18 protein-coding genes and 7 tRNA genes are annotated in these 19,593 nt (G+C 41.7%); 24 read left to right on the top strand and 1 reads right to left on the bottom strand.

Going from position 1 to position 19,593, the window contains the following annotated elements:
* The first annotated feature begins 10 nt into the window (after positions 1-10).
* The 6 genes from LCD32_RS03405 to LCD32_RS03380 all read left to right on the top strand — a co-directional run bounded on the left by LCD32_RS03405 (position 11) and on the right by LCD32_RS03380 (position 5,481).
* Complete coding sequence (locus LCD32_RS03405) at positions 11-1,018, top strand: PP2C family protein-serine/threonine phosphatase (RefSeq protein ID WP_129548106.1); 1,008 nt, start codon at positions 11-13, stop codon at positions 1,016-1,018.
* Between the two features lie 59 nt (positions 1,019-1,077).
* On the top strand, positions 1,078-1,407 hold the full coding sequence (locus tag LCD32_RS03400) for an anti-sigma factor antagonist (RefSeq protein WP_007496474.1): 330 nt from the start codon (positions 1,078-1,080) through the stop codon (positions 1,405-1,407).
* Positions 1,404-1,892: an anti-sigma B factor RsbW gene (gene rsbW, locus LCD32_RS03395; protein ID WP_007496471.1), complete on the top strand. Its 489-nt coding sequence runs from the start codon at positions 1,404-1,406 to the stop codon at positions 1,890-1,892. Before LCD32_RS03400 ends, rsbW begins: the two co-directional genes overlap by 4 nt.
* Complete coding sequence (gene sigB / locus LCD32_RS03390; RefSeq protein WP_012009000.1) at positions 1,858-2,646, top strand: RNA polymerase sigma factor SigB; 789 nt, start codon at positions 1,858-1,860, stop codon at positions 2,644-2,646. Before rsbW ends, sigB begins: the two co-directional genes overlap by 35 nt.
* Complete coding sequence (locus tag LCD32_RS03385; protein WP_017358391.1) at positions 2,646-3,245, top strand: PP2C family serine/threonine-protein phosphatase; 600 nt, start codon at positions 2,646-2,648, stop codon at positions 3,243-3,245. The genes sigB and LCD32_RS03385 overlap by 1 nt, the downstream gene beginning before the upstream one ends.
* Positions 3,246-3,321: 76 nt before the next feature.
* A complete protein-coding gene (locus LCD32_RS03380) occupies positions 3,322-5,481 on the top strand; it encodes a Tex family protein (protein WP_224562765.1) in 2,160 nt (719 codons plus the stop codon).
* 19 nt (positions 5,482-5,500) lie between these two features.
* On the opposite strand, the gene cmpA is transcribed toward LCD32_RS03380, so the two are convergent.
* Positions 5,501-5,635, bottom strand: coding sequence for a cortex morphogenetic protein CmpA (gene cmpA, locus LCD32_RS03375; RefSeq protein WP_008346893.1), 135 nt, complete (start codon positions 5,633-5,635; stop codon positions 5,501-5,503).
* 99 nt (positions 5,636-5,734) lie between these two features.
* Here cmpA and LCD32_RS03370 point away from each other — a divergent pair, with 99 nt between their 5' ends.
* The 18 genes from LCD32_RS03370 to licT all read left to right on the top strand — a co-directional run bounded on the left by LCD32_RS03370 (position 5,735) and on the right by licT (position 19,493).
* A complete protein-coding gene (locus LCD32_RS03370; protein ID WP_017358389.1) occupies positions 5,735-6,208 on the top strand; it encodes a SprT family protein in 474 nt (157 codons plus the stop codon).
* Positions 6,209-6,403: 195 nt separating this feature from the next.
* The gene (locus LCD32_RS03365) at positions 6,404-7,381 is read left to right on the top strand and encodes a thiamine pyrophosphate-dependent dehydrogenase E1 component subunit alpha (RefSeq protein WP_060780797.1); all 978 of its coding nucleotides are present in this window, start codon (positions 6,404-6,406) and stop codon (positions 7,379-7,381) included.
* 19 nt (positions 7,382-7,400) lie between these two features.
* Positions 7,401-8,438: an alpha-ketoacid dehydrogenase subunit beta gene (locus tag LCD32_RS03360; RefSeq protein WP_008346887.1), complete on the top strand. Its 1,038-nt coding sequence runs from the start codon at positions 7,401-7,403 to the stop codon at positions 8,436-8,438.
* Between the two features lie 17 nt (positions 8,439-8,455).
* The gene (locus LCD32_RS03355; RefSeq protein WP_008346885.1) at positions 8,456-9,586 is read left to right on the top strand and encodes a dihydrolipoamide acetyltransferase family protein; all 1,131 of its coding nucleotides are present in this window, start codon (positions 8,456-8,458) and stop codon (positions 9,584-9,586) included.
* A 16-nt stretch (positions 9,587-9,602) separates the two neighbouring features.
* Positions 9,603-10,982, top strand: coding sequence for a dihydrolipoyl dehydrogenase (gene lpdA / locus LCD32_RS03350; RefSeq protein ID WP_035704233.1), 1,380 nt, complete (start codon positions 9,603-9,605; stop codon positions 10,980-10,982).
* 103 nt (positions 10,983-11,085) lie between these two features.
* Positions 11,086-12,933 carry a sigma-54-dependent Fis family transcriptional regulator gene (locus LCD32_RS03345; RefSeq protein WP_025206802.1) on the top strand — a complete coding sequence of 616 codons (1,848 nt, stop codon included), beginning with the start codon at positions 11,086-11,088 and terminating at the stop codon, positions 12,931-12,933.
* Between the two features lie 223 nt (positions 12,934-13,156).
* Positions 13,157-13,231, top strand: a tRNA-Asn gene (locus tag LCD32_RS03340).
* A 4-nt stretch (positions 13,232-13,235) separates the two neighbouring features.
* Positions 13,236-13,326: transfer RNA gene (locus LCD32_RS03335), tRNA-Ser, on the top strand.
* Positions 13,327-13,335: 9 nt separating this feature from the next.
* Positions 13,336-13,407: transfer RNA gene (locus LCD32_RS03330), tRNA-Glu, on the top strand.
* A 20-nt stretch (positions 13,408-13,427) separates the two neighbouring features.
* Positions 13,428-13,502 (top strand) — tRNA-Gln (locus LCD32_RS03325).
* A 31-nt stretch (positions 13,503-13,533) separates the two neighbouring features.
* Positions 13,534-13,609 (top strand) — tRNA-Lys (locus LCD32_RS03320).
* Between the two features lie 7 nt (positions 13,610-13,616).
* Positions 13,617-13,699, top strand: a tRNA-Leu gene (locus LCD32_RS03315).
* Positions 13,700-13,747: 48 nt separating this feature from the next.
* A tRNA-Leu gene (locus LCD32_RS03310) sits at positions 13,748-13,831 on the top strand.
* Positions 13,832-13,986: 155 nt separating this feature from the next.
* The gene (locus LCD32_RS03305; protein WP_035390362.1) at positions 13,987-14,781 is read left to right on the top strand and encodes an alpha/beta fold hydrolase; all 795 of its coding nucleotides are present in this window, start codon (positions 13,987-13,989) and stop codon (positions 14,779-14,781) included.
* Between the two features lie 268 nt (positions 14,782-15,049).
* Entirely contained in the window at positions 15,050-15,253 is a 204-nt protein-coding gene (locus tag LCD32_RS03300; RefSeq protein ID WP_003214229.1) for a cold-shock protein, read from the top strand.
* A gap of 601 nt (positions 15,254-15,854) precedes the next feature.
* Entirely contained in the window at positions 15,855-17,699 is a 1,845-nt protein-coding gene (locus LCD32_RS03295) for a beta-glucoside-specific PTS transporter subunit IIABC (RefSeq protein WP_035390358.1), read from the top strand.
* Positions 17,700-17,764: 65 nt separating this feature from the next.
* Positions 17,765-18,535: a carbohydrate deacetylase gene (locus tag LCD32_RS03290; RefSeq protein ID WP_017366671.1), complete on the top strand. Its 771-nt coding sequence runs from the start codon at positions 17,765-17,767 to the stop codon at positions 18,533-18,535.
* A gap of 112 nt (positions 18,536-18,647) precedes the next feature.
* Entirely contained in the window at positions 18,648-19,493 is an 846-nt protein-coding gene (licT, locus tag LCD32_RS03285; protein WP_017358459.1) for a BglG family transcription antiterminator LicT, read from the top strand.
* The last annotated feature ends 100 nt before the right edge of the window (positions 19,494-19,593 follow it).

Genomic DNA, 19,593 nt, shown 5'->3' with positions numbered 1-19,593 from the left:
GAGGGAAACCATGGATTTTAAGGAGGTAATGGAGCAGCGGTATCATCAGCTGCTCAGTCGTTATATCAGTGATTTAACTGAAACATCGCTTTATCAAGCTCAAAAATTTAGCCGTAAAACCATTGAGCATCAAATACCTCCTGAAGAAATAGTGAGTGTTCACCGAAAAGTGATTCAGGAGCTTTACCCTGATTTGCCGGAAGATGTCTTTCATTCACTAGACTTCTTAATTGAAGTCATGATTGGATACGGACTTGCCTACCAGGAGCATTTAACACTAAGAGGCATCCAGCAAGAAATTAAGTCGGAAATTGAAATTGCTGCAAATGTTCAGCAAACCCTTCTGGAAACGAAAATTCCAGAAGGAGACACATTTGATATCGGAGCCATCAGTGTGCCGGCAAAACAGATGAGTGGGGATTATTACCATTTTGTAACAGATCACGATACAATCAATATCGCGATTGCAGATGTCATTGGGAAAGGCATTCCAGCTGCGCTCTGTATGTCGATGATTAAGTATGCGATGGATTCCTTGCCAGAGTCAGGCAGCGGCCCAACGAAAGTGCTCAAAACCCTTAATCGTGTGGTCGAGCAAAACGTAGACCCAAGCATGTTTATCACCATGTTTTATGGCAGCTATAATAAAGAAACACATGAATTTAAGTACGCATCGGCTGGACATGAGCCGGGCTTTTTCTATTGTAAAAAAGAGAATCAATTTTACGATTTAGATGCAAAAGGTCTTGTCCTTGGAATAGCACCAGAGTTTGATTACAGGGAATATGAGCAGCATTTGGACGTAGGAGATATGGTGATCTTATTTTCAGATGGGGTCACCGAATCCAAGTCAGAGGACGGCTTCTTAGAGCGCGAAGATATCAAAGCCCTCATAGCAGAGCATCTTTCCTATTCAGCACAGGAAATGGTCGACGCTATCTATGCAAGCTTACTCAAATTACAAGATTTTCAGCTTCACGATGACTTTACTTTACTTGTCCTTAAAAGAAAGGTTTAGAAAGTGAATATGCGGGTATATAAAACTTTAGGAAACAAGAATTTCGAGGTGAATGCATAATGAATATGTCTGTAAAAGAGCATCAAATAGATCATAAGACGAAAATTAGTGTCAGCGGAGAAATCGATGTGTACTCTGCTCCTCAGCTAAGAGAAACACTCATGCCTAAAGCAGAGGCGGGAGAGCATCTAGAGATCTGTTTGAAGGATGTTACGTATATGGATAGTACAGGATTAGGTGTATTTGTTGGGTTGTTTAAAGCAGCTCAAAAAGCAGGTGGAACACTAAAGCTTGAGAACTTGTCGGATCGGCTTATCAGATTGTTTGAAATCACTGGACTAAAGGACATCATTGACATTTCTGCAAAGTCAGAGGGTGGGGTACAATGAACGAATCAGTAGATCTAATCGAGATGAAAATACCGGCGAAACCAGAATACGTAGGCATCATTCGTCTGACTCTTTCAGGCGTTGCAAGCCGGATGGGCTATGCCTACGAAGAGATTGAGGACTTGAAAATTGCCGTCAGTGAGGCATGTACAAATGCAGTTCAGCATGCCTATAAAGGTGCAGATGGCGAAGATGGAGAGGTAGCGGTTCGCTTTCTTGTCTATGAAGATCGTCTAGAAATCATTGTCGCTGATAAAGGCGGTAGCTTTGACTTTAAGCAAAAGCAGGAAGACCTAGGGCCGTACACATCTGCTCATACGGTGGATCAATTGGCAGAAGGAGGTCTTGGTTTATACTTAATGCAAACATTGATGGATGAAGTCGAGGTGCAAGCAAACTCCGGAGTTACCGTGGCGATGACAAAGTTTTTAAACAGGGAGCGAGTTGACCATGACACAACCATCCAAAACTATGAAACTAACTAAAGATGAAGTGGATCGCCTCATTCAAAGCTATCAATCCAACCAAGACGAGCAGGCGCAGCTAACACTAGTTGAGTGTTATACAAATCTTGTGGATATGCTCGCGAAGAAATACTCCAAAGGAAAAAGCTTTCATGAGGATTTAAGACAAGTTGGAATGATTGGTCTACTCGGCGCAATTAAGCGTTATGATCCACTTGTCGGTAAATCATTTGAGGCATTTGCCATTCCAACCATTATTGGGGAAATCAAACGCTTTTTACGTGATAAAACATGGAGTGTCCATGTACCAAGACGAATTAAAGAGCTTGGACCAAGAATCAAGATGGCAGTTGATCACCTGACAACGGAAACGCAAAAGTCACCTAAAGTACAAGAAATTGCAGAATATCTAGATGTAACAGAAGAAGAAGTTCTTGAAACAATGGAGATGGGCAAAAGCTATCAAGCGCTGTCTGTTGACCAAGGCGTAGAGGCTGATTCTGAAGGAAGCACTGTGACGATTTTAGACGTTGTCGGCTCACAAGAAGAAGGGTACGAACGTGTAAACCAAAAAATGATGCTTGAAAGTGTGCTTCACGTTCTGACAGATAGAGAAAAAGAAATTATCAATCTCACGTATTTGCAAAATAAAAGCCAGAAAGAAACAGGCGATTTACTCGGCATATCTCAAATGCATGTATCAAGGCTGCAGCGGAAGGCAGTTAAAAAGCTACGAGATGCATTGTCAGAAGATGCGTCTATGGAGCTAGGGTAATGAAGCAGATCGAACAGCATGAGCATGTAAACGCCATTATCTATCAATCAAACAAAGAAGGAAAATCATGCTGCGGGGACAGTTTTTTTATTAAAGCAGATGATGAAGAACTAATTTGTGCTGTAGCAGACGGATTAGGCAGCGGCCAGTTCGCCAATGAATCATCTTCTTTAGTCAGCGAAATTGTCGAAGAATATGGACATGAGGATGTAACAACCCTCATCGATAGATGCAATCAGGCCATGAAAAATAAACGCGGGGCCACTGTAGCCATATTAAAGGTGAATTTTTCCCAGCAGCAGTTTACCTATTGTTCGGTTGGCAATATTCGATTTATCTTGAATGCACCTTCTGGCGACTATATTTATCCACTTCCGACATCAGGATATCTATCAGGTAAACCTAGAAAATACAAAACATACACCTATTCCTACGAAAAAGGATCGACATTCATTATGTATTCAGACGGACTGAATGTGCCAAACATGCGAATGTGTTTAAAGCATAGCCATTCAGTTGCAGACATCGCAAAAGAACTTGAAACATACACACAAGACAAGAAAGACGATCTCACCTATGTACTTGGTCAGCTTACATGAAATAGCTGACCTTTTTTCTGTTTTGCCGGTTTTTTTGATACACTAAAAGAGAAGACACAGTGAGAGGATGCAAAGTATGAAGACATCTGACTTTTTATTGAAACAAATTGCGACAGAATTAAAGCTTTCAACAAAACAAATTGGAAGTGTGATCCAGCTATTAGAGGATGGTAACACCGTCCCGTTTATTGCACGTTACCGGAAAGAACAGACAGGCTCGCTAGACGAGGTGCAAATTCAAACCATTTCTGAACGCTATACATATATCCAAAATGTGACGAATCGAAAAGAAGAAGTGATTCGCTTAATCGCTGAACAAGACAAATTAACAGATGAATTAAAACAGAAGATCGAACAGGCGCATAAGCTGCAAGAGGTCGAAGATTTATATCGACCATTTAAACAAAAGCGTAAAACAAAGGCAAATGTAGCCAAAGCAAAAGGACTTGAGCCGTTGGCGGAGTATTTACTGAAGCTGCCAAACGATGAGATCGAAAAGAAAGCATCGGCTTTTATCAATGAAGAAAAAGAAGTCACAACAGCAGAAGAAGCACTGGAGGGCGCCCAGCACATTATTGCTGAACAGCTTGCGGATGATCCTGATATGCGGAAATGGATTCGCAGTGAGACGTACCAAAAGGGAAGTCTTGTCACATCAGGAAAAGACGTTGAAAACGATGAGAAAAACGTCTATGAAATGTATTACGACTATCAAGAGCCGATTAAAAAAATTGTGCCTCATCGTGTACTCGCGGTCAATCGAGGCGAGAAAGAAGGGATTTTGAAAGCAGCCATCGAACCACCTGCTGAAAATATTCGTTTCTACCTCGATAAACAAGTCTTAAAAGGCAAGCAAACGACGGCGAGGCCTTATATTGAAGCGGCCATTGATGATGCATATAAACGCCTGATTCAGCCATCAATTGAACGGGAAATACGAAAAGAGCTGACAGAAAAAGCTGAGGAACAAGCCATTCATATTTTCGCTGAAAACTTAAGAAAGCTCCTTCTTCAACCGCCGATGAAAGGGAAATGTGTACTTGGGGTAGACCCTGCGTTTCGTACAGGCTGTAAATTAGCTGTCGTGGATGATACAGGCAAAGTCCATCATATTGGCGTCATTTACCCGCATCCGCCCGTGCAGAAAAAAGCGGAAGCGAAACAAAAAGTGAAAGAGATCATTCAATCATCAAACATCGAAGTCATTGCGATTGGAAACGGAACAGCCTCAAGAGAGACAGAACAATTCATTGCAGACTTGATTCAAGAACTGGATCAGCCGGTGTCTTATTTGATCGTGAATGAAGCTGGAGCAAGTGTTTACTCCGCATCAGCGCTGGCGCGAGAAGAGTTTCCAGATCTGCAAGTCGAAGAGCGAAGCGCCATCTCAATTGCTAGAAGATTACAAGATCCTTTAGCAGAGCTCGTGAAAATTGATCCGAAGTCTGTCGGTGTGGGCCAATACCAGCATGATGTCAGCCAGAAGCAATTAAACAGCTCGTTAACCTTTGTGGTAGAAACAGTCGTCAACCAAGTTGGTGTAAACGTCAATACAGCCTCACAGGCGCTGCTGCAATATGTATCAGGCCTTTCAAAAGCCGTCGCAGGAAATATCATCAAGCGCCGCGAAGAGATTGGGAGATTCACAAGCAGAAAAGAATTGAAGGATATCCCAAGGCTCGGTGCTAAGACATATGAGCAGTGTATCGGTTTCCTTCGCATTACAGATGGACAAGACCCGCTTGATCGTACAGGTATTCACCCTGAGAGCTATAAAGAAATAAAACAGTTTTTACGCATGATCAACATGACGCCAGACGATCTTGGCACAGAGCAGTTAAAAGAGAAAATTGCTGAAGTGAAACTGGACGAAGCAGCCCAGCAGCTGGACATTGGGACAATTACACTTCAAGATATCATTGATCAGCTGACAAGACCTGAGCGTGATCCACGGGATGAAGTGCCAAAACCGCTGCTCAAAACAGATGTGTTGAAATTGGAAGACTTGAAGCAAGGAATGGAGCTGCAAGGGACGGTGAGAAACGTTGTGGACTTCGGTGCATTCGTTGATATTGGTGTAAAGCAGGATGGGCTTGTGCATATTTCCAAGCTAAGCAATCGTTTTGTGAAGCATCCGCTTGACGTTGTATCAGTTGGTGACATTGTGACCGTATGGGTAGACTCCGTTGACCAGGCAAAAGGCCGGGTCGCTCTATCGATGCTAAAACCAGAGTAAACAAAAAACGAGGCGCACCTTAGGATGGGGTGTGCCTTGATGTGACTGAATGCTTTTTTCTATAGAAGTACCAGCATTGATTAAGCAATTTGATTTGATAATGATTTTTCTCATAAAATGCTTTCTGCATCTGATTTTTCAACCAGTTGGGCATCGCCCATTCCTCCTTTGATCAAAACAGTGGGTGTACCTTCAATGTATGCAAAGGGGAAATTGTCCCGTTCGAGGTTTTTATAGAAAGGAACGATCTTGATTGAACGAAAGAGAGTTACAGCAGTTAACAGAAGACATTTCAGAGCAGTTCTTTGGTAAGGCGTTTCGCCATCAGGCTGTTTTTAATGACCGTCTTAAAACGACAGGCGGGCGATATTTACTCGGAACACACAATATCGAATTGAACCGCCGATACCTAGAAGAACATGGACGAGAAGAATTAATCGGGATCATCAAGCATGAGCTGTGTCATTATCATCTGCATCTTGAGGGAAAAGGCTATCAGCATCGTGACCGTTCCTTTAAAGAGTTATTAAAACAAGTAGGAGCCCCGCGTTTTTGTACAGCGCTAAAGACCGTACAAAATAAACGACGTGGACAGAAGCGACAAGAATATGTTTGCACAGGATGCGGTCAGTATTTTATCAGGAAAAGGCGAGTTGATACCTCTCGTTATGTGTGCGGCGTCTGCAAAGGAAAATTAAAATGGCAGCGTACAATCGGTTCAGAGTGATGATATGCATTCCTTTATGGGATGCTTTTTTTGTGAGATGAAGTAGACATATTGAGACAAATAGAGACGCGAGTCTCATTTTGTCTCTTTTTTGATCGATGGGAATCGCTCAAATCCTAAGCTTTCAAGCGCCATGATGTTGGCACGCTTTTTGCTTGTATAGAAGTGTAAGCAAAAAAGATAGGAGGTTTTATCATGGAAATGTCACTCACAAAAGAAAAAGCCGTTTGGATGTATCAAAAAATGCAGGAAATTCGCCAATTTGAAGATCAAGTACACATGCTTTTTACAAAAGGGATCTTGCCAGGTTTTGTCCATCTTTATGCTGGTGAAGAAGCTGTAGCTGTAGGAGTCTGTGCTCATCTGAATGAACAAGACAGTATTACAAGTACACACCGCGGCCACGGTCATTGTATCGCCAAGGGCTGTGATCTAAAAGGAATGATGGCAGAAATCTATGGAAAAGCCACAGGTCTTTGTAAAGGTAAAGGTGGATCTATGCACATTGCAGATTTTGATAAAGGAATGCTTGGTGCCAACGGAATTGTTGGAGGCGGCTTTCCACTTGCGTGCGGGGCAGCACTCACGGCTAAATATAAAAAGAAAGATAATGTAAGCGTTTGCTTTTTTGGGGATGGTGCTAACAATCAAGGGACTTTTCACGAAGGAATCAATCTCGCCGCCATCTGGAAACTGCCAGTCATTTTCATCGCAGAAAACAATGGGTACGGGGAAGCGACGCCATTTTCGTATGCTTCAAGCTGCAAATCAATTGTGGATCGAGCGGCCGGTTATGACATTCCTGGGATTCAAGTAGATGGAAAAGATGTGACAGCCGTTTATCAAGCAGCAGAACAAGCGATAGAACGAGCAAAAAATGGAGAAGGTCCGACATTGATTGAATGCATGACATATCGAAATTATGGTCATTTTGAAGGAGACGCTCAGCGCTACAAAACCAATCAAGAAAAAACTGAACATCAAGAAGAGAGAGATGCGATCGCTCTTTTTAAAAATGAATTGATCAAGCAGCAGCTGCTGACGAATGGGGAGCTATCAAATATTGAAGCGGCTGTAGCAGAAGCGATAGATGAAGCCGTTACATTCAGTGAAGAAAGTGAATATCCAGATCAGGCCGAATTATTGACCGATGTGTATGTTTCGTATCAATAAATCAAAGGGGGAGAGGAAAATGACAAGAGAAATCAGCATGTCTAGTGCATTAAATGAAGCGATTAAACTTGCCATGAGAAGAGACGAGGATGTCATTTTAATGGGGGAAGATGTGGCTGGAGGTGCTCATGTCGATCACTTACAAGATGATGAAGCATGGGGCGGTGTGCTTGGTGTAACGAAAGGAATCGTTCAGGAGTTTGGACGTGAGCGAGTTCTTGACACACCAATTAGTGAAGCTGGCTATGTAGGTGCGGCCATGGCAGCAGCTTCCACAGGGCTAAGACCAATTGCAGAACTCATGTTTAATGATTTTATCGGCACCTGTCTGGATCAAGTGCTGAATCAAGGAGCAAAATTCCGATATATGTTTGGCGGAAAAGCAGAGGTACCGATCACGATCAGAACGACACATGGGGCGGGTTTTAGAGCAGCTGCTCAGCATTCGCAAAGCTTGTATGCGCTATTTACAAGCATCCCTGGATTGAAAGTAGTGGTGCCTTCTTCACCATACGATGCCAAAGGATTGCTGCTGGCAGCCATCGAGGATCAGGACCCTGTCATCTTTTTTGAAGACAAAACGCTTTACAATATCACAGGAGATGTTCCAGAGCGATACTACACGCTGCCGCTTGGCAAAGCAGATGTGAAAAGAGAAGGCTCAGATGTGACCATTTTTGCAGTAGGCAAACAAGTTCATACAGCACTCGAAGCGGCCGAGCAATTAGCTGCCCAAGGAATTGAAGCAGAGGTGATTGATCCAAGAAGCTTGTCACCGCTCGATGAAGAAGCCATTCTAACTTCAGTAGAAAAAACAAATCGGCTTGTCATTGTGGATGAAGCAAATCCAAGGTGCGGAATTGCCGCAGATATTTCTTCTCTGGTTGCGGATAAAGGGTTCGATTTACTTGACGCTCCAATCAAAAAAGTGACGGCTCCTCATACACCGGTTCCGTTTTCACCACCGCTTGAAGATATCTATTTGCCGACACCTGATAAGGTTGTGAACACCGTATTAGAAATGGTTGGAAAGAGTCATGACAAGATCTTGAACTAAAGAAAGGAGAGAGGAAGATGGCTGTCGAGGTTGTGATGCCGAAATTGGGCATGTCAATGAAAGAAGGAACGGTATCTGTCTGGAATAAAGAGGTCGGAGAAACCGTAAATAAAGGGGAAAGCATTGCAAGCATCAACTCTGAAAAAATTGAAATGGAGATCGAATCACCTGCAGAAGGAACCATATTGGATATAAAAGTGCCTGAGGGAGAAGGTGTACCGCCTGGCACGGTCATCTGCTATATCGGTGAAGGAAATGAACAGATCGAGGAAAAGAAAGAAAAAGACCTGACGCCAAAACAAAAGAAAGAGAGAAAGAAAATCTCCCCTGTTGCACGTAAGATTGCTCAAAGCGCTAATCTGGACATTCATACTTTAGTGGGAACAGGTCCAGATGGGAGAATCACGAAAGCGGATGTGCTTCGGGCACTTCCTGATGAAAAAGAAAAACAACAAAAAGAACCAAAGCATCAGCCAGTAAGCATGATGCGGAAAACCATTGCCTCGCGAATGATGGAAAGCCTGCAAACAAGCGCACAATTAACAATAACGATGAAAGCGGATGTGACAAAGCTGACAGCATTACAGCCTGAGTTGAACGAAACAGCCGCAGCACGACACGATATGAAATTAACCATGACCGATTTTGTAGCCAAAGCAGTGGTTCTTTCCCTGCTAGAGCATCCTGCAATGAACAGTCAATATCAGAATGATAGAGTCGAAACTTTTGAGTATGTTCATCTTGGAATCGCTGCTGCTTTAGATCACGGTCTGGCAGTGCCTGTTATTCGGCATGCGGAAAAGCTTTCACTTATTGAGCTGGCGAAGAGCATCAAATCGTATGGAAAAAAAGCACGTGAAGGCAAACTTCTCCACTATGAAATTGAAGGCTCTACTTTTACAATCACGAATCTAGGCGCCTATGGTGTGGAACATTTTACACCAATTTTGAATCCGCCGGAAGCAGGTATTCTTGGCGTTGGCAAAGCGGATCACATGCCAATTTATCGTGGGAATGAATTATGTAAAGGGACGATCCTGCCACTCAGTCTGACATTTGATCACCGCGTGCTGGACGGAGCGCCGGCATCACAATTTTTATCAACTGTTAAAAGGTATTTAGAAAATCCAGTATCCATTCTTTTATAGGAAGAAGGTGAAATGAATGACGCTTGTCATTATAGGAGGCGGGCCAGCAGGATATGTGGCGGCAATAACAGCCGCCCGTTTTGACAGAGAGGTTGTACTAATCGACCAAGGCCTGTTAGGAGGTACCTGCCTGAATGAAGGCTGTATTCCAACGAAAGCACTTTTGCAAAGCGCCGATATGTACGAGCATGTGAAATCAGCTGGACATTTTGGAATTGAGCTTCCAGGGAAGGAGCCTGTCATTCATTGGGATGCCGTTCAAAAGCGGAAACGGTCAGTCGTCAAGCAGCTGACTGATGGCGTTCGTTATTTGATGAATAAAAACAAAATCAGCGTGTTAAATGGGAAGGCATCATTTCTTTCAGCACATGAGCTATTGATAGAAAGTGAAGGGAAATCTGAAATCATCCAGGCAAAACAAATCATTATTGCTTCAGGATCAGAACCTGCTGCTTTACCTTTCGCCCCATTTGACAGAGAGTGGATCATTGATAGTAAGGATGCGATGACGCTCCCTTCAATACCAGATTCGCTTTGTATCATTGGTGGAGGGGTGATCGGCTGTGAGTTTGCAAGCATCTTTAGCAGAATGGGATCAAAGGTTGTCATGGTTGAACAGGCAGCACACATTTTACCTGAAGAAGATTACGATACAGCTAACTGTCTTTACGATCAGCTTCAAAAAGCAGGTGTAGAAATTTTGACATCAGCAGCAGTCAAACAGCTTGATGCAAGCTCAAAAAAAGTGGTGGTTGAGAAGGATCATGGGGAGCGCTGTGACATCCAGTCTGATCATTGTTTAGTCGCAATTGGCAGAAAGCCGAGGCTGGGAGAGCTGAATCTTGAGCAGATCGGCATTGAATTTGACAGGAATGGCATCTGTGTCAATGAACATATGCAAACCAATCTGTCGCATATCTATGCGTGCGGTGATGTGACAGGCGGCGTTCAGCTTGCTCATGCTGCTTTTCATGAAGGAACGATTGCGGCATCACATGCATCAGGTGAAGATGTAAAGGTCAATGAACAAGTGATTCCAAGGTGCATCTACACGTCTCCAGAAATCGCTAGTGTCGGTTTAAATGAAGAGAATGCTAGAAAACAATATGGGGAGATTCGAATAGGGAAATTTGCATTCTCTGCAAATGGAAAAGCACTAATTTTAAATCAGCCAGCTGGTCAAGTAAAGGTCATTGTCGAACCGCAATATCAAGAAATTTTAGGTGTATCCATTATCGGGCCGAATGCAACAGAACTGATTGGACAAGCGGCGGTGATGATGCATACAGAGCTGACAGCTGATACATTAGAGCAGTTTATTGCGGCACATCCGACACTCTCTGAGGCGATACACGAAGCCTTGCTGCAAACAAATGGGCGAGCGGTGCACTGCTGATAGAGAAACTTTCTATCCGAATGACTTCCTGGGTCAGCCAATAATTGAAAGCGCTTTTATAATTATCTATAATGGATAAAAAGCCCCCAGAGGAGAGGATGGAATGAATCCGACGCCTTGTTATTTAAATACTTGGAAACGTTTTGTTCATGAAGGTTTGCTTGATAGGTCTCGTCTGGATAAGAGAGTGATGGAGTCATGGCACAGATGTAAACAGGCAAATGTGAATCCGTATTTAGATAAAGGACAGTCGTTGTTAGAAAAGGAATTATTCAGTGTTCAAAAAAAGAAGTACTCACTATTCCTAAATGCAGCTCTTCCTTACTTAAATAAAATCAGTCAGCAATTAAAAGAATCTGACATGATGGCATTACTTATCGATGCAGATGGTTATGTGCTAAGTCTGACAGGAAGTCAAAGGACGTTGGTCGAAGCGAAAAAAATAAATTTTATGGAGGGCGCGCGCTGGACCGAAGCCGATGTGGGAACGAATGCTATTGGAACGGCACTGGTCATTGGGGAAGCCGTAGCCATCAACGGAACTGAGCATTTTTCAGTCGCTTCCCACCATTGGAGCTGTTCAGCGGCCCCTATTCGTGATGCAGACGGCACGATCATAGGAGTCATTGATATCTCCTGTATGGCGGATCAAAATCATCCTTTTATGCTTGGAATAGCTTCAACAGTTGCATATGCCATAGAGAGAGAAATTCAGGTCCAGCAAAAAAGGAAAGAGATGGAGCTGATCAGTCATTGTCTCCAGCAGGTAGAAGCGGACGAGCCGTATGTTGTCTGTAATGAGAAAAAGCAGATTGTTTTGGCAAGTAAGCCGATTAGAGACCGATTTTCAGACTGGTACGGAATGGATGTTGAGCTGCTCATGGACGATACATTTGTTACACGGGACAAGCAGATCATTCAGTCAGAACAAGACGGAAAGCTGCTTGGGATGTCTTTTTCTCTTGAAGAAGCAGCGAAGAGCAATATAACTGTTTCTTTTGCTCAATTTCCCGGGGAATCTGGAACAAGTACGACATTTCAGCAGACGCTCAGCGAATTGAAACGAGCGGCACAAACAGATGCAAATGTCTATATTTGGGGAGAAACAGGTACAGGAAAAGAACTGGCCGCTCGAGCGATTCACTTAGCTAGTGAAAGACATAAAGGACCGTTTATTGCCGTGAATTGTGGAGCCATACCTGAAAGCCTGTTAGAAAGCGAACTATTTGGTTATGCTGAAGGGGCTTTTACAGGGGCAAAACGTCATGGAGCAAAGGGGAAATTTGAACAGGCGCATAAAGGAACGCTCTTTTTAGACGAAATTGGCGAAATCCCTTATGCGATGCAAGTGGCGCTTCTTAGGGTCATTGAAGAAAGGAAAGTCGTACCGCTCGGCGGGACACACGAAATCCCTTTGGATATTAGAATCATTACAGCGACACACCGGAATATGAACGAACTGCTGAGGGAAGGTAAAATACGAGAAGATTTGTATTACCGTCTTCATGTCTATCCAATCAACATCCCGCCGCTTAGGGAAAGAAAAGAAGACATTGTTGCTTTATATCGTTATTACCAAAAGAAACACCAATGGAATGCGACATTTCCTGAATCTTTTTTTCGTAAGCTGGAAGCGTACCATTGGCCTGGAAACATACGAGAGCTTTTTAATCTGTTTGAACATATAAGGGTTCTGTTTCCTAAAGGAGGATGGATTGGTGAATCGCAATATACGGCGGTATTAGAGACGATGGATCAGAAAAAGCAGAAGCTGCCTCCAGTAGAATGTACCGAGATTCCAAAAGAGCTCACGTTTAGGGAACGCATTCAAAAGCAAACAGTGATAGAAGCACTGCACAAAACAAAAGGTCATGTGTCAGAAGCAGCGAGGTCAGCAGGGGTGCCAAGAAGCACCTTTTACAAGTGGATGCGAAAGTATAAGCTGTCATGAACCTATAGGGAGCGCAGCAGCAAGGAGACCTTGGTCTTTCAGTTAGAGGTCGGGGTCTTTCTGTCATGTCTAAACAGAAAACAAAAAGGAAGGAAGAAAGGCTTGACTGTTATATTAGTATATGTTAAATTATAAAAGCCGTCGCTAATGAGACAGGAATGAAACACTTAAAAATTCTTGACACATTTTTCTGGCATAGATATAATGAAACATGTCTTATTATTCCGCAGTAGCTCAGTGGTAGAGCTATCGGCTGTTAACCGATCGGTCGTAGGTTCGAGTCCTACCTGCGGAGCCATAATGGAGAAGTACTCAAGTGGCTGAAGAGGCGCCCCTGCTAAGGGTGTAGGTCGCGTAAGCGGCGCGAGGGTTCAAATCCCTCCTTCTCCGCCATTATTGTATGGCCCGTTGGTCAAGCGGTTAAGACACCGCCCTTTCACGGCGGTAACACGGGTTCGAATCCCGTACGGGTCATGTTTTGTTTTTTGATTCGTTGGGCTATAGCCAAGCGGTAAGGCAACGGACTTTGACTCCGTCATGCGTTGGTTCGAATCCAGCTAGCCCAGCCATTTTTTATATATGTTTTTCTGCATAGCAGATGAGCCATTAGCTCAGTTGGTAGAGCATCTGACTTTTAATCAGAGGGTCGAAGGTTCGAGTCCTTCATGGCTCACCATTGTCACGCGGGTGTGGCGGAATTGGCAGACGCGCTAGACTTAGGATCTAGTGTCTTTATGACGTGGGGGTTCAAGTCCCTTCACCCGCATTGTTTTTTCAAACAGTGCACTTATGAATATATGAGCACATCATACACGCGGTCGTGGCGGAATGGCAGACGCGCTAGGTTGAGGGCCTAGTGGGTGAATAACCCGTGGAGGTTCAAGTCCTCTCGGCCGCATCTAAGAAACCAAAGGTTATAGACCTTTGGTTTTTTATATTTTCGAAGTGATAGAACCATTATCTATGGCATTACGATAATATCAAGTTCTGTGAAACGAAGAATATTGCTCAAATTGTGATAAAATGTTGAAGGTTAGGAAAGGAGGAAAATACATGTCAATTTACCATAAAGTCATTGGAGAGGGATTTCCGATCGTGATATTGCATGGTTGGACACTTGACCATCAAGTGATGTTACATGCATTGGAACCGGTATTTGAAAAACAAAGCGGTTGGAAAAGAATATACATAGACTTACCGGGGATGGGACGTTCCAAGCCGCATCCATCTATTCAGAACTCAGATGATATGTTAGAAGCGGTATTGCGTCTTTTGGACGAGATGATCCCTGATGAACAGTTCATTGTTTGTGGTTATTCGTATGGAGGGTACATAGCTAGAGGTATTGTTCATTCACGCCGGGAAACCGTTCGTGGATTACTGCTTGTGGCTCCAATGACTATACCTGTATTCGATAAAAGAGTCGTGCCAGAGAAGACCGTTCTAAAAAGTGACAGTCACTTAATTTCACAACTGTCTTCAGAAGAGGCGGATGAATTTTGCTCCATGGCGGTTGTGCAAGGAAAAACGGAATGGGAGAGGTTTCGCGATGAAATTTACCTTCCTTCTAAACAAACAAATCATGAATTCATCAACAATATTCTTCAAAATGGATATGGCTTTACTTTCGATATTCCTTCTGAATTTCAGTATCCTACGCTCATGATCACAGGACGTCAAGACCATGTCGTCGGATATCACGATGCGTGGCGGCTGATCGAAGACTATCCAAGGGCCACTTTTGCAGTGCTTGATATGGCTGGTCACAACCTGCAGATTGAACAACCCGATGTGTTTCATTCATTAGTCCATAACTGGTTAAATAGACTGGAGTCGGAAAATGTGTAGTATTTATCAATAAGAGTTTACTGGAGTGAGACGGAACTAGATTATTCTTTTTACCATCAATTCACCTCTCTTATTTGAGTCACTATGTCATGTGTGATATGCTTTTAAATCAACAAATTGCAATTATTTCCGATTCATGCTATAATAAAAAGTAATTATTTTTGTTCGGCGTAAAGGATAGTATGAAGATTGACTTTTCGTCTTGAGGGTACTTTGGGCAAGGATAGTATAATACATTGTGTGGTAAACGCACGAGGAGGCAACAATCATGGAACAAGGTACAGTAAAATGGTTTAACGCAGAAAAAGGTTTTGGATTTATCGAACGTGAAGAAGGCGACGATGTATTCGTACATTTCTCAGCTATCCAAGGTGACGGATTCAAATCTTTAGACGAAGGTCAAAAAGTAACATTTGACGTAGAGCAAGGTTCTCGTGGAGCTCAAGCTGCTAACGTTCAAAAAACTGCTTAATCTTCTTTTTTCAAAACAGGTTCTCTACAGAGGGCCTGTTTTTTTTGCATGAAAAAACCCTACTCAGCGTACAAGTAGGGAGATGGTGCAAGGTATTCGTAAAAAATTTCATGCTTCAAAGGTTAGTGTATAGTATAACATACTAGATTGACAAAATGCGGAATTTCCATAAATTATTTTATTTTCTTTTTTACTCAAACGTTCTTTAACAAGAATTGAATTAGTTAAAATTTATATTGTATTTCTTAAAAAAATACTCTATATTAAATGTGTAAGCAGTTTCATAATAGGATTGTGACCGTTAAGGGCGATACCTAAATTGATACGTGTACAATAATGTTTGTTATTGTATTGGTTTCAGTTTAGGTTTTTTTATACCTTTTTTCAGCAAATCTTCATGACAATGACATATATGAAAAGGGATTGTGACTGTTCGGCAGGCGAAACCTGAATTGATGTGAGTTAATTGCATTGCGATGCAATTAACCGGCCTCAATTCAGGTTTTTTTATTTCAACATAGAAAGATAACATGTTTATTGTTTTGAAGGGGGGAACTCGTAAAAAAGTTTGGTTTAAACTATTTTTCTGGAGGCGATGAAAGTGGATAAAGTGACGTTAGCAAAAGATATTTTAAAATTGGTGGGTGGCAGTGAGAATGTTCAAGGTGTCACTCATTGTGCAACAAGGCTGCGCTTTAGGGTGAGCCAAAGTGATAAAGTGAAAAAAGGTGAACTGGAGCAACATCCAGACATTTTAAAGGTAGTTGAAAGTAGCGGGCAATTGCAAGTGGTCATTGGAAGTCATGTATCTGATGTCTATCAAGAAATTGAACGTCAAGGGCAATTTAATGATGACCATTCCGTCGGGAAATCAGAGCAAAAACAAACCATTTTATCAAAAGTGTTTGCTTTAATCTCAGGAAGTTTAACGCCATTAATTCCTGCTTTTGCAGGGGCAGGTTTGATGAAAGCACTGTTAATCGTTTTAGAAAATCTTCATATATTAACGCCAGAAAGTGGTACGTACGCCGTTCTTGCGGCAGCTGGTAATGCAGTATTTTATTTCTTACCCATTTTATTAGGAGTCACGATTGCTAGAGTATTAGGTGCAAACCCATATGTAGCAGGTGCTATTGGTGCAGCACTGCTAGAGCCTAACTTCACTGCTCTGCGTGAGGCAGGAAACGTTGTCTCCTTTATAGGAATCCCAGTTCCTTTATTAGATTACGCATCATCAATATTTCCTATATTTATTGCCGTCAGTCTATTTGCATTCATTGAAAGAAATTTAAAGAAAGTCATTCACAAAAATATTCAAATATTTGCTGTTCCGTTTTTATCTATCTTGATCACTGTACCTTTAACAACCATGCTCGTTGGACCATTTGGTGTTTATTTAGGGACATGGTTAGGCGACTTGGTCAATTATTTGATCAATAGCAGTCATATTGTATCGGGTATTATCATTGGAGGGTCTTGGTCTTTCTTAGTTTTGTTTGGACTGCACTGGGCAATGGTGCCTATCATTTTAGAAAATCTTAAAAGTGGATCTGATTTAATTGTGCCATTGGCAGCAGCATCTGTTGCAGCACAAATGGGGATTGCTTTAGGGGTCTTCTTGAAAACAAAAGACAAAGATATGAAAGCCTTAAGTGGTTCGACATTTCTATCAGCCATTTTATCTGGAATTACGGAACCCATTTTATATGGGATTATCCTTCGACATAGAAAAACAATGATCTATATGGTTGTAGCAGGAGCCATTGGAGGAGCGCTGATTGCGATCTTTAACGTAAAATTAGTTGTCTTTAATTTCTTCCTTAACGTATTTACGTTCCCGGCTCAAAGTCCGATGATTCTCTATATCCTAGGTATTGTGATAACGATTGTTATTGCAGCAGTTCTTCCCATCATATTTGGATATGAATTGAAGCATCAACAGAAAAAAGAAGACAACGCTACGAATAAAGAGCTTGAAACAAACGAGTCAATCATGAGCCCTCTCTCTGGACAAGTGAAAGCACTTCAACAAGTGGGTGATGTTGTTTTTTCTTCAGAAGCGATGGGGAAAGGAATTGCGATAGAACCGAGCCAAGGGGAAGTCGTTGCCCCGGTAGATGGCGTCATATCGGTTACAATGGAAAGTGGACATGCAGTTGGCATGATTTCTAAAAAGGGAGCCGAAATATTAATCCATGTAGGAATAGATACGGTGAAACTGGATGGAAAGTATTTCACTTGTTTGGTGAATCAAGGGGATGATGTGAAACAAGGCCAGCCTCTCATCAAATTTGAATTAGATAAAATCATTGAAGCTGGTTTTCAGACGACAACACCAATTGTCATCACAAATTCCGACCAATATGAGCACATAGATGCGGTTGTTCCAGTTGAAGAGCAAATTCAAAAGAACGAAGATTTACTGAATCTAAAGAAAAAATCTTAATATGAACACCAGGTATTCTTTACCTGGTGTTTGTCTCTAAATATCAGGAAAAGGAGTGTGCTTCCGTGAGGTTAATTATCAATGCAGATGACTTTGGTTTAACAGAGTCAGTGAGTAAAGGCATTTTGAAAGGGATGCAAGAAGGGATCATTACAGATACCACGATGTTGACGAATACAAGACATTTTGATCGATCTATAGAATTAGCAAAAGAAGCAGGAATTGAAGCAATGGGAGTCCACTTAAACCTTACATTATTGAAACCTATACTTGAAAGTGGGAAGGTTCAGTCGATTGTAGATGGCAAAGGGAATTTCTATCGAAAGCCATCATTGATTCCAAGTACGTTTCATAAAGGAGAAGTCCGTGCAGAGCTCAGAGCCCAAATCGAAAAGTTCCTTTCTTCGGGATTAACACTGACACATATTGACACACATCATGGTTTTAGTGTTATGCATGCAGAGATGTTTCAGATCATCCTTGAATTGGCCAAAGAATATCGTGTTCCTATGAGAAAAGATGATGTTTTAACGGATGATCCTTTCATTAAATCTCAATTAGCCGAATCGGGTGTGAAAACGACAGATGTATTATGCGCAGATTTCTCAGTTCCCATTATGCAGGAATCTGTCCTCATCAATACGATAGCAAAATATAAACAGACAAACGCAACGATTGAAATACCGTGCCATCCTGGATTTGTTGATGATGAGTTGCGAACAATTTCTTCATTAAATGATGAGCGAGAAGAGGATCTACAGTTATTGTTAAAGCAGGAGTGGTTAGGTTACATGAAAGAACAAGGCATCGAACTGATCTCATTTAGTCAGCTTTAACATTTTAAAATGATAAAAGTATTTTTTTAATAAAGTATGATAGATTAAAATGAGAACGTTAAATTTTCTCTGGATTTTCTTCTTTAGGATTGTAGGAAAGTGGGTGATCTAAATGAAAATCAAAAAAATCTTTAATAACAATGTCATCTTATTAAGTGATGAGATGGATCATGAAATGATTGTGATGGGGAAAGGGATCGGTTTTAATAAGCATAACAGTGAAGAGGTAGACTTTTCGAAAGTGGATAAAAAGTTTGTCATTGACAAAGGTCAAACCAACAAGCTGACTGAACTCATTGAACATATTAACATCGAATATTTAGAACTAACAAAAGACATGATTGAATATGCTGAAAATAAATTAGCCGTAAGTTTCAACCAAAATATTTACCTAACCTTGACGGACCATATTAGTTTTGCCATAACACGATATCAAGAAGGCATCGATATCAGAAACCCGCTTTTATGGGAAATTCAAAAATTTCATAAAGAGGAATATCATGTGGCTTTAGAGGCACTAAAAATCGTTGAAGAGCGGCTTCAAATTGCACTGCCAACTGAAGAAGCTGCGTCCATTGCGCTTCATTTTGTAAATGCTCAACAGAGCGGGAGTGATATGAAGCAAACCATTGAAGTGACCAAGATTGTGAATGATCTAATCAATATTGTGAAATACCACTATGGCATTAAACTAGACGAAAATTCAATAAATTATAGTAGGTTTATGACACATTTAAGATATTTTGCCTATCGAATTCTCTCTAAAGAGGGAATACCGGATGAAAATGATTCGCTTTTTGAACAAATAAAAAACCGTTATCCAAAAGCATATAGCTGTGCACAAAAAATGGTCACATACCTAGAGAAAAATGATAGGATCACTCCTACCGATGAAGAGCTTGTCTATTTAATCATTCATATACATCGAGTAACCAATAGGAGTACAAATCGTTCATAATATGCTTTTTCGCAAAATATAAACCGATCTTTTGAGCTACTATTCATATAGTAGCCTTTTTTATTTTGATTGAAACAACAAAAGACCAGCCAAACTGGCT

This window comes from Bacillus sp. RSS_NA_20 (assembly GCF_020165915.1).
Taxonomy (GTDB): domain Bacteria; phylum Bacillota; class Bacilli; order Bacillales; family Bacillaceae; genus Bacillus; species Bacillus altitudinis.
This window is presented reverse-complemented; position numbering and strand designations above follow the sequence as displayed.

Excerpts from the sequence above, each read along its gene's own strand:
- rsbW (WP_007496471.1), top strand. The coding sequence starts at position 1,404 with ATGAACGAATCAGTAGATCTAATCGAGATGAAAATACCGGCGAAACCA.
- LCD32_RS03360 (WP_008346887.1), top strand. The coding sequence starts at position 7,401 with ATGACAAGAGAAATCAGCATGTCTAGTGCATTAAATGAAGCGATTAAA.
- lpdA (WP_035704233.1), top strand. The coding sequence starts at position 9,603 with ATGACGCTTGTCATTATAGGAGGCGGGCCAGCAGGATATGTGGCGGCA.
- licT (WP_017358459.1), top strand. The coding sequence starts at position 18,648 with ATGAAAATCAAAAAAATCTTTAATAACAATGTCATCTTATTAAGTGAT.
- LCD32_RS03380 (WP_224562765.1), top strand. The coding sequence starts at position 3,322 with ATGAAGACATCTGACTTTTTATTGAAACAAATTGCGACAGAATTAAAG.
- sigB (WP_012009000.1), top strand. The coding sequence starts at position 1,858 with ATGACACAACCATCCAAAACTATGAAACTAACTAAAGATGAAGTGGAT.
- LCD32_RS03385 (WP_017358391.1), top strand. The coding sequence starts at position 2,646 with ATGAAGCAGATCGAACAGCATGAGCATGTAAACGCCATTATCTATCAA.
- LCD32_RS03405 (WP_129548106.1), top strand. The coding sequence starts at position 11 with ATGGATTTTAAGGAGGTAATGGAGCAGCGGTATCATCAGCTGCTCAGT.
- cmpA (WP_008346893.1), bottom strand. The coding sequence starts at position 5,635 with ATGCCCAACTGGTTGAAAAATCAGATGCAGAAAGCATTTTATGAGAAA.
- LCD32_RS03400 (WP_007496474.1), top strand. The coding sequence starts at position 1,078 with ATGAATATGTCTGTAAAAGAGCATCAAATAGATCATAAGACGAAAATT.
- LCD32_RS03365 (WP_060780797.1), top strand. The coding sequence starts at position 6,404 with ATGGAAATGTCACTCACAAAAGAAAAAGCCGTTTGGATGTATCAAAAA.
- LCD32_RS03345 (WP_025206802.1), top strand. The coding sequence starts at position 11,086 with ATGAATCCGACGCCTTGTTATTTAAATACTTGGAAACGTTTTGTTCAT.
- LCD32_RS03355 (WP_008346885.1), top strand. The coding sequence starts at position 8,456 with ATGGCTGTCGAGGTTGTGATGCCGAAATTGGGCATGTCAATGAAAGAA.
- LCD32_RS03305 (WP_035390362.1), top strand. The coding sequence starts at position 13,987 with ATGTCAATTTACCATAAAGTCATTGGAGAGGGATTTCCGATCGTGATA.
- LCD32_RS03300 (WP_003214229.1), top strand. The coding sequence starts at position 15,050 with ATGGAACAAGGTACAGTAAAATGGTTTAACGCAGAAAAAGGTTTTGGA.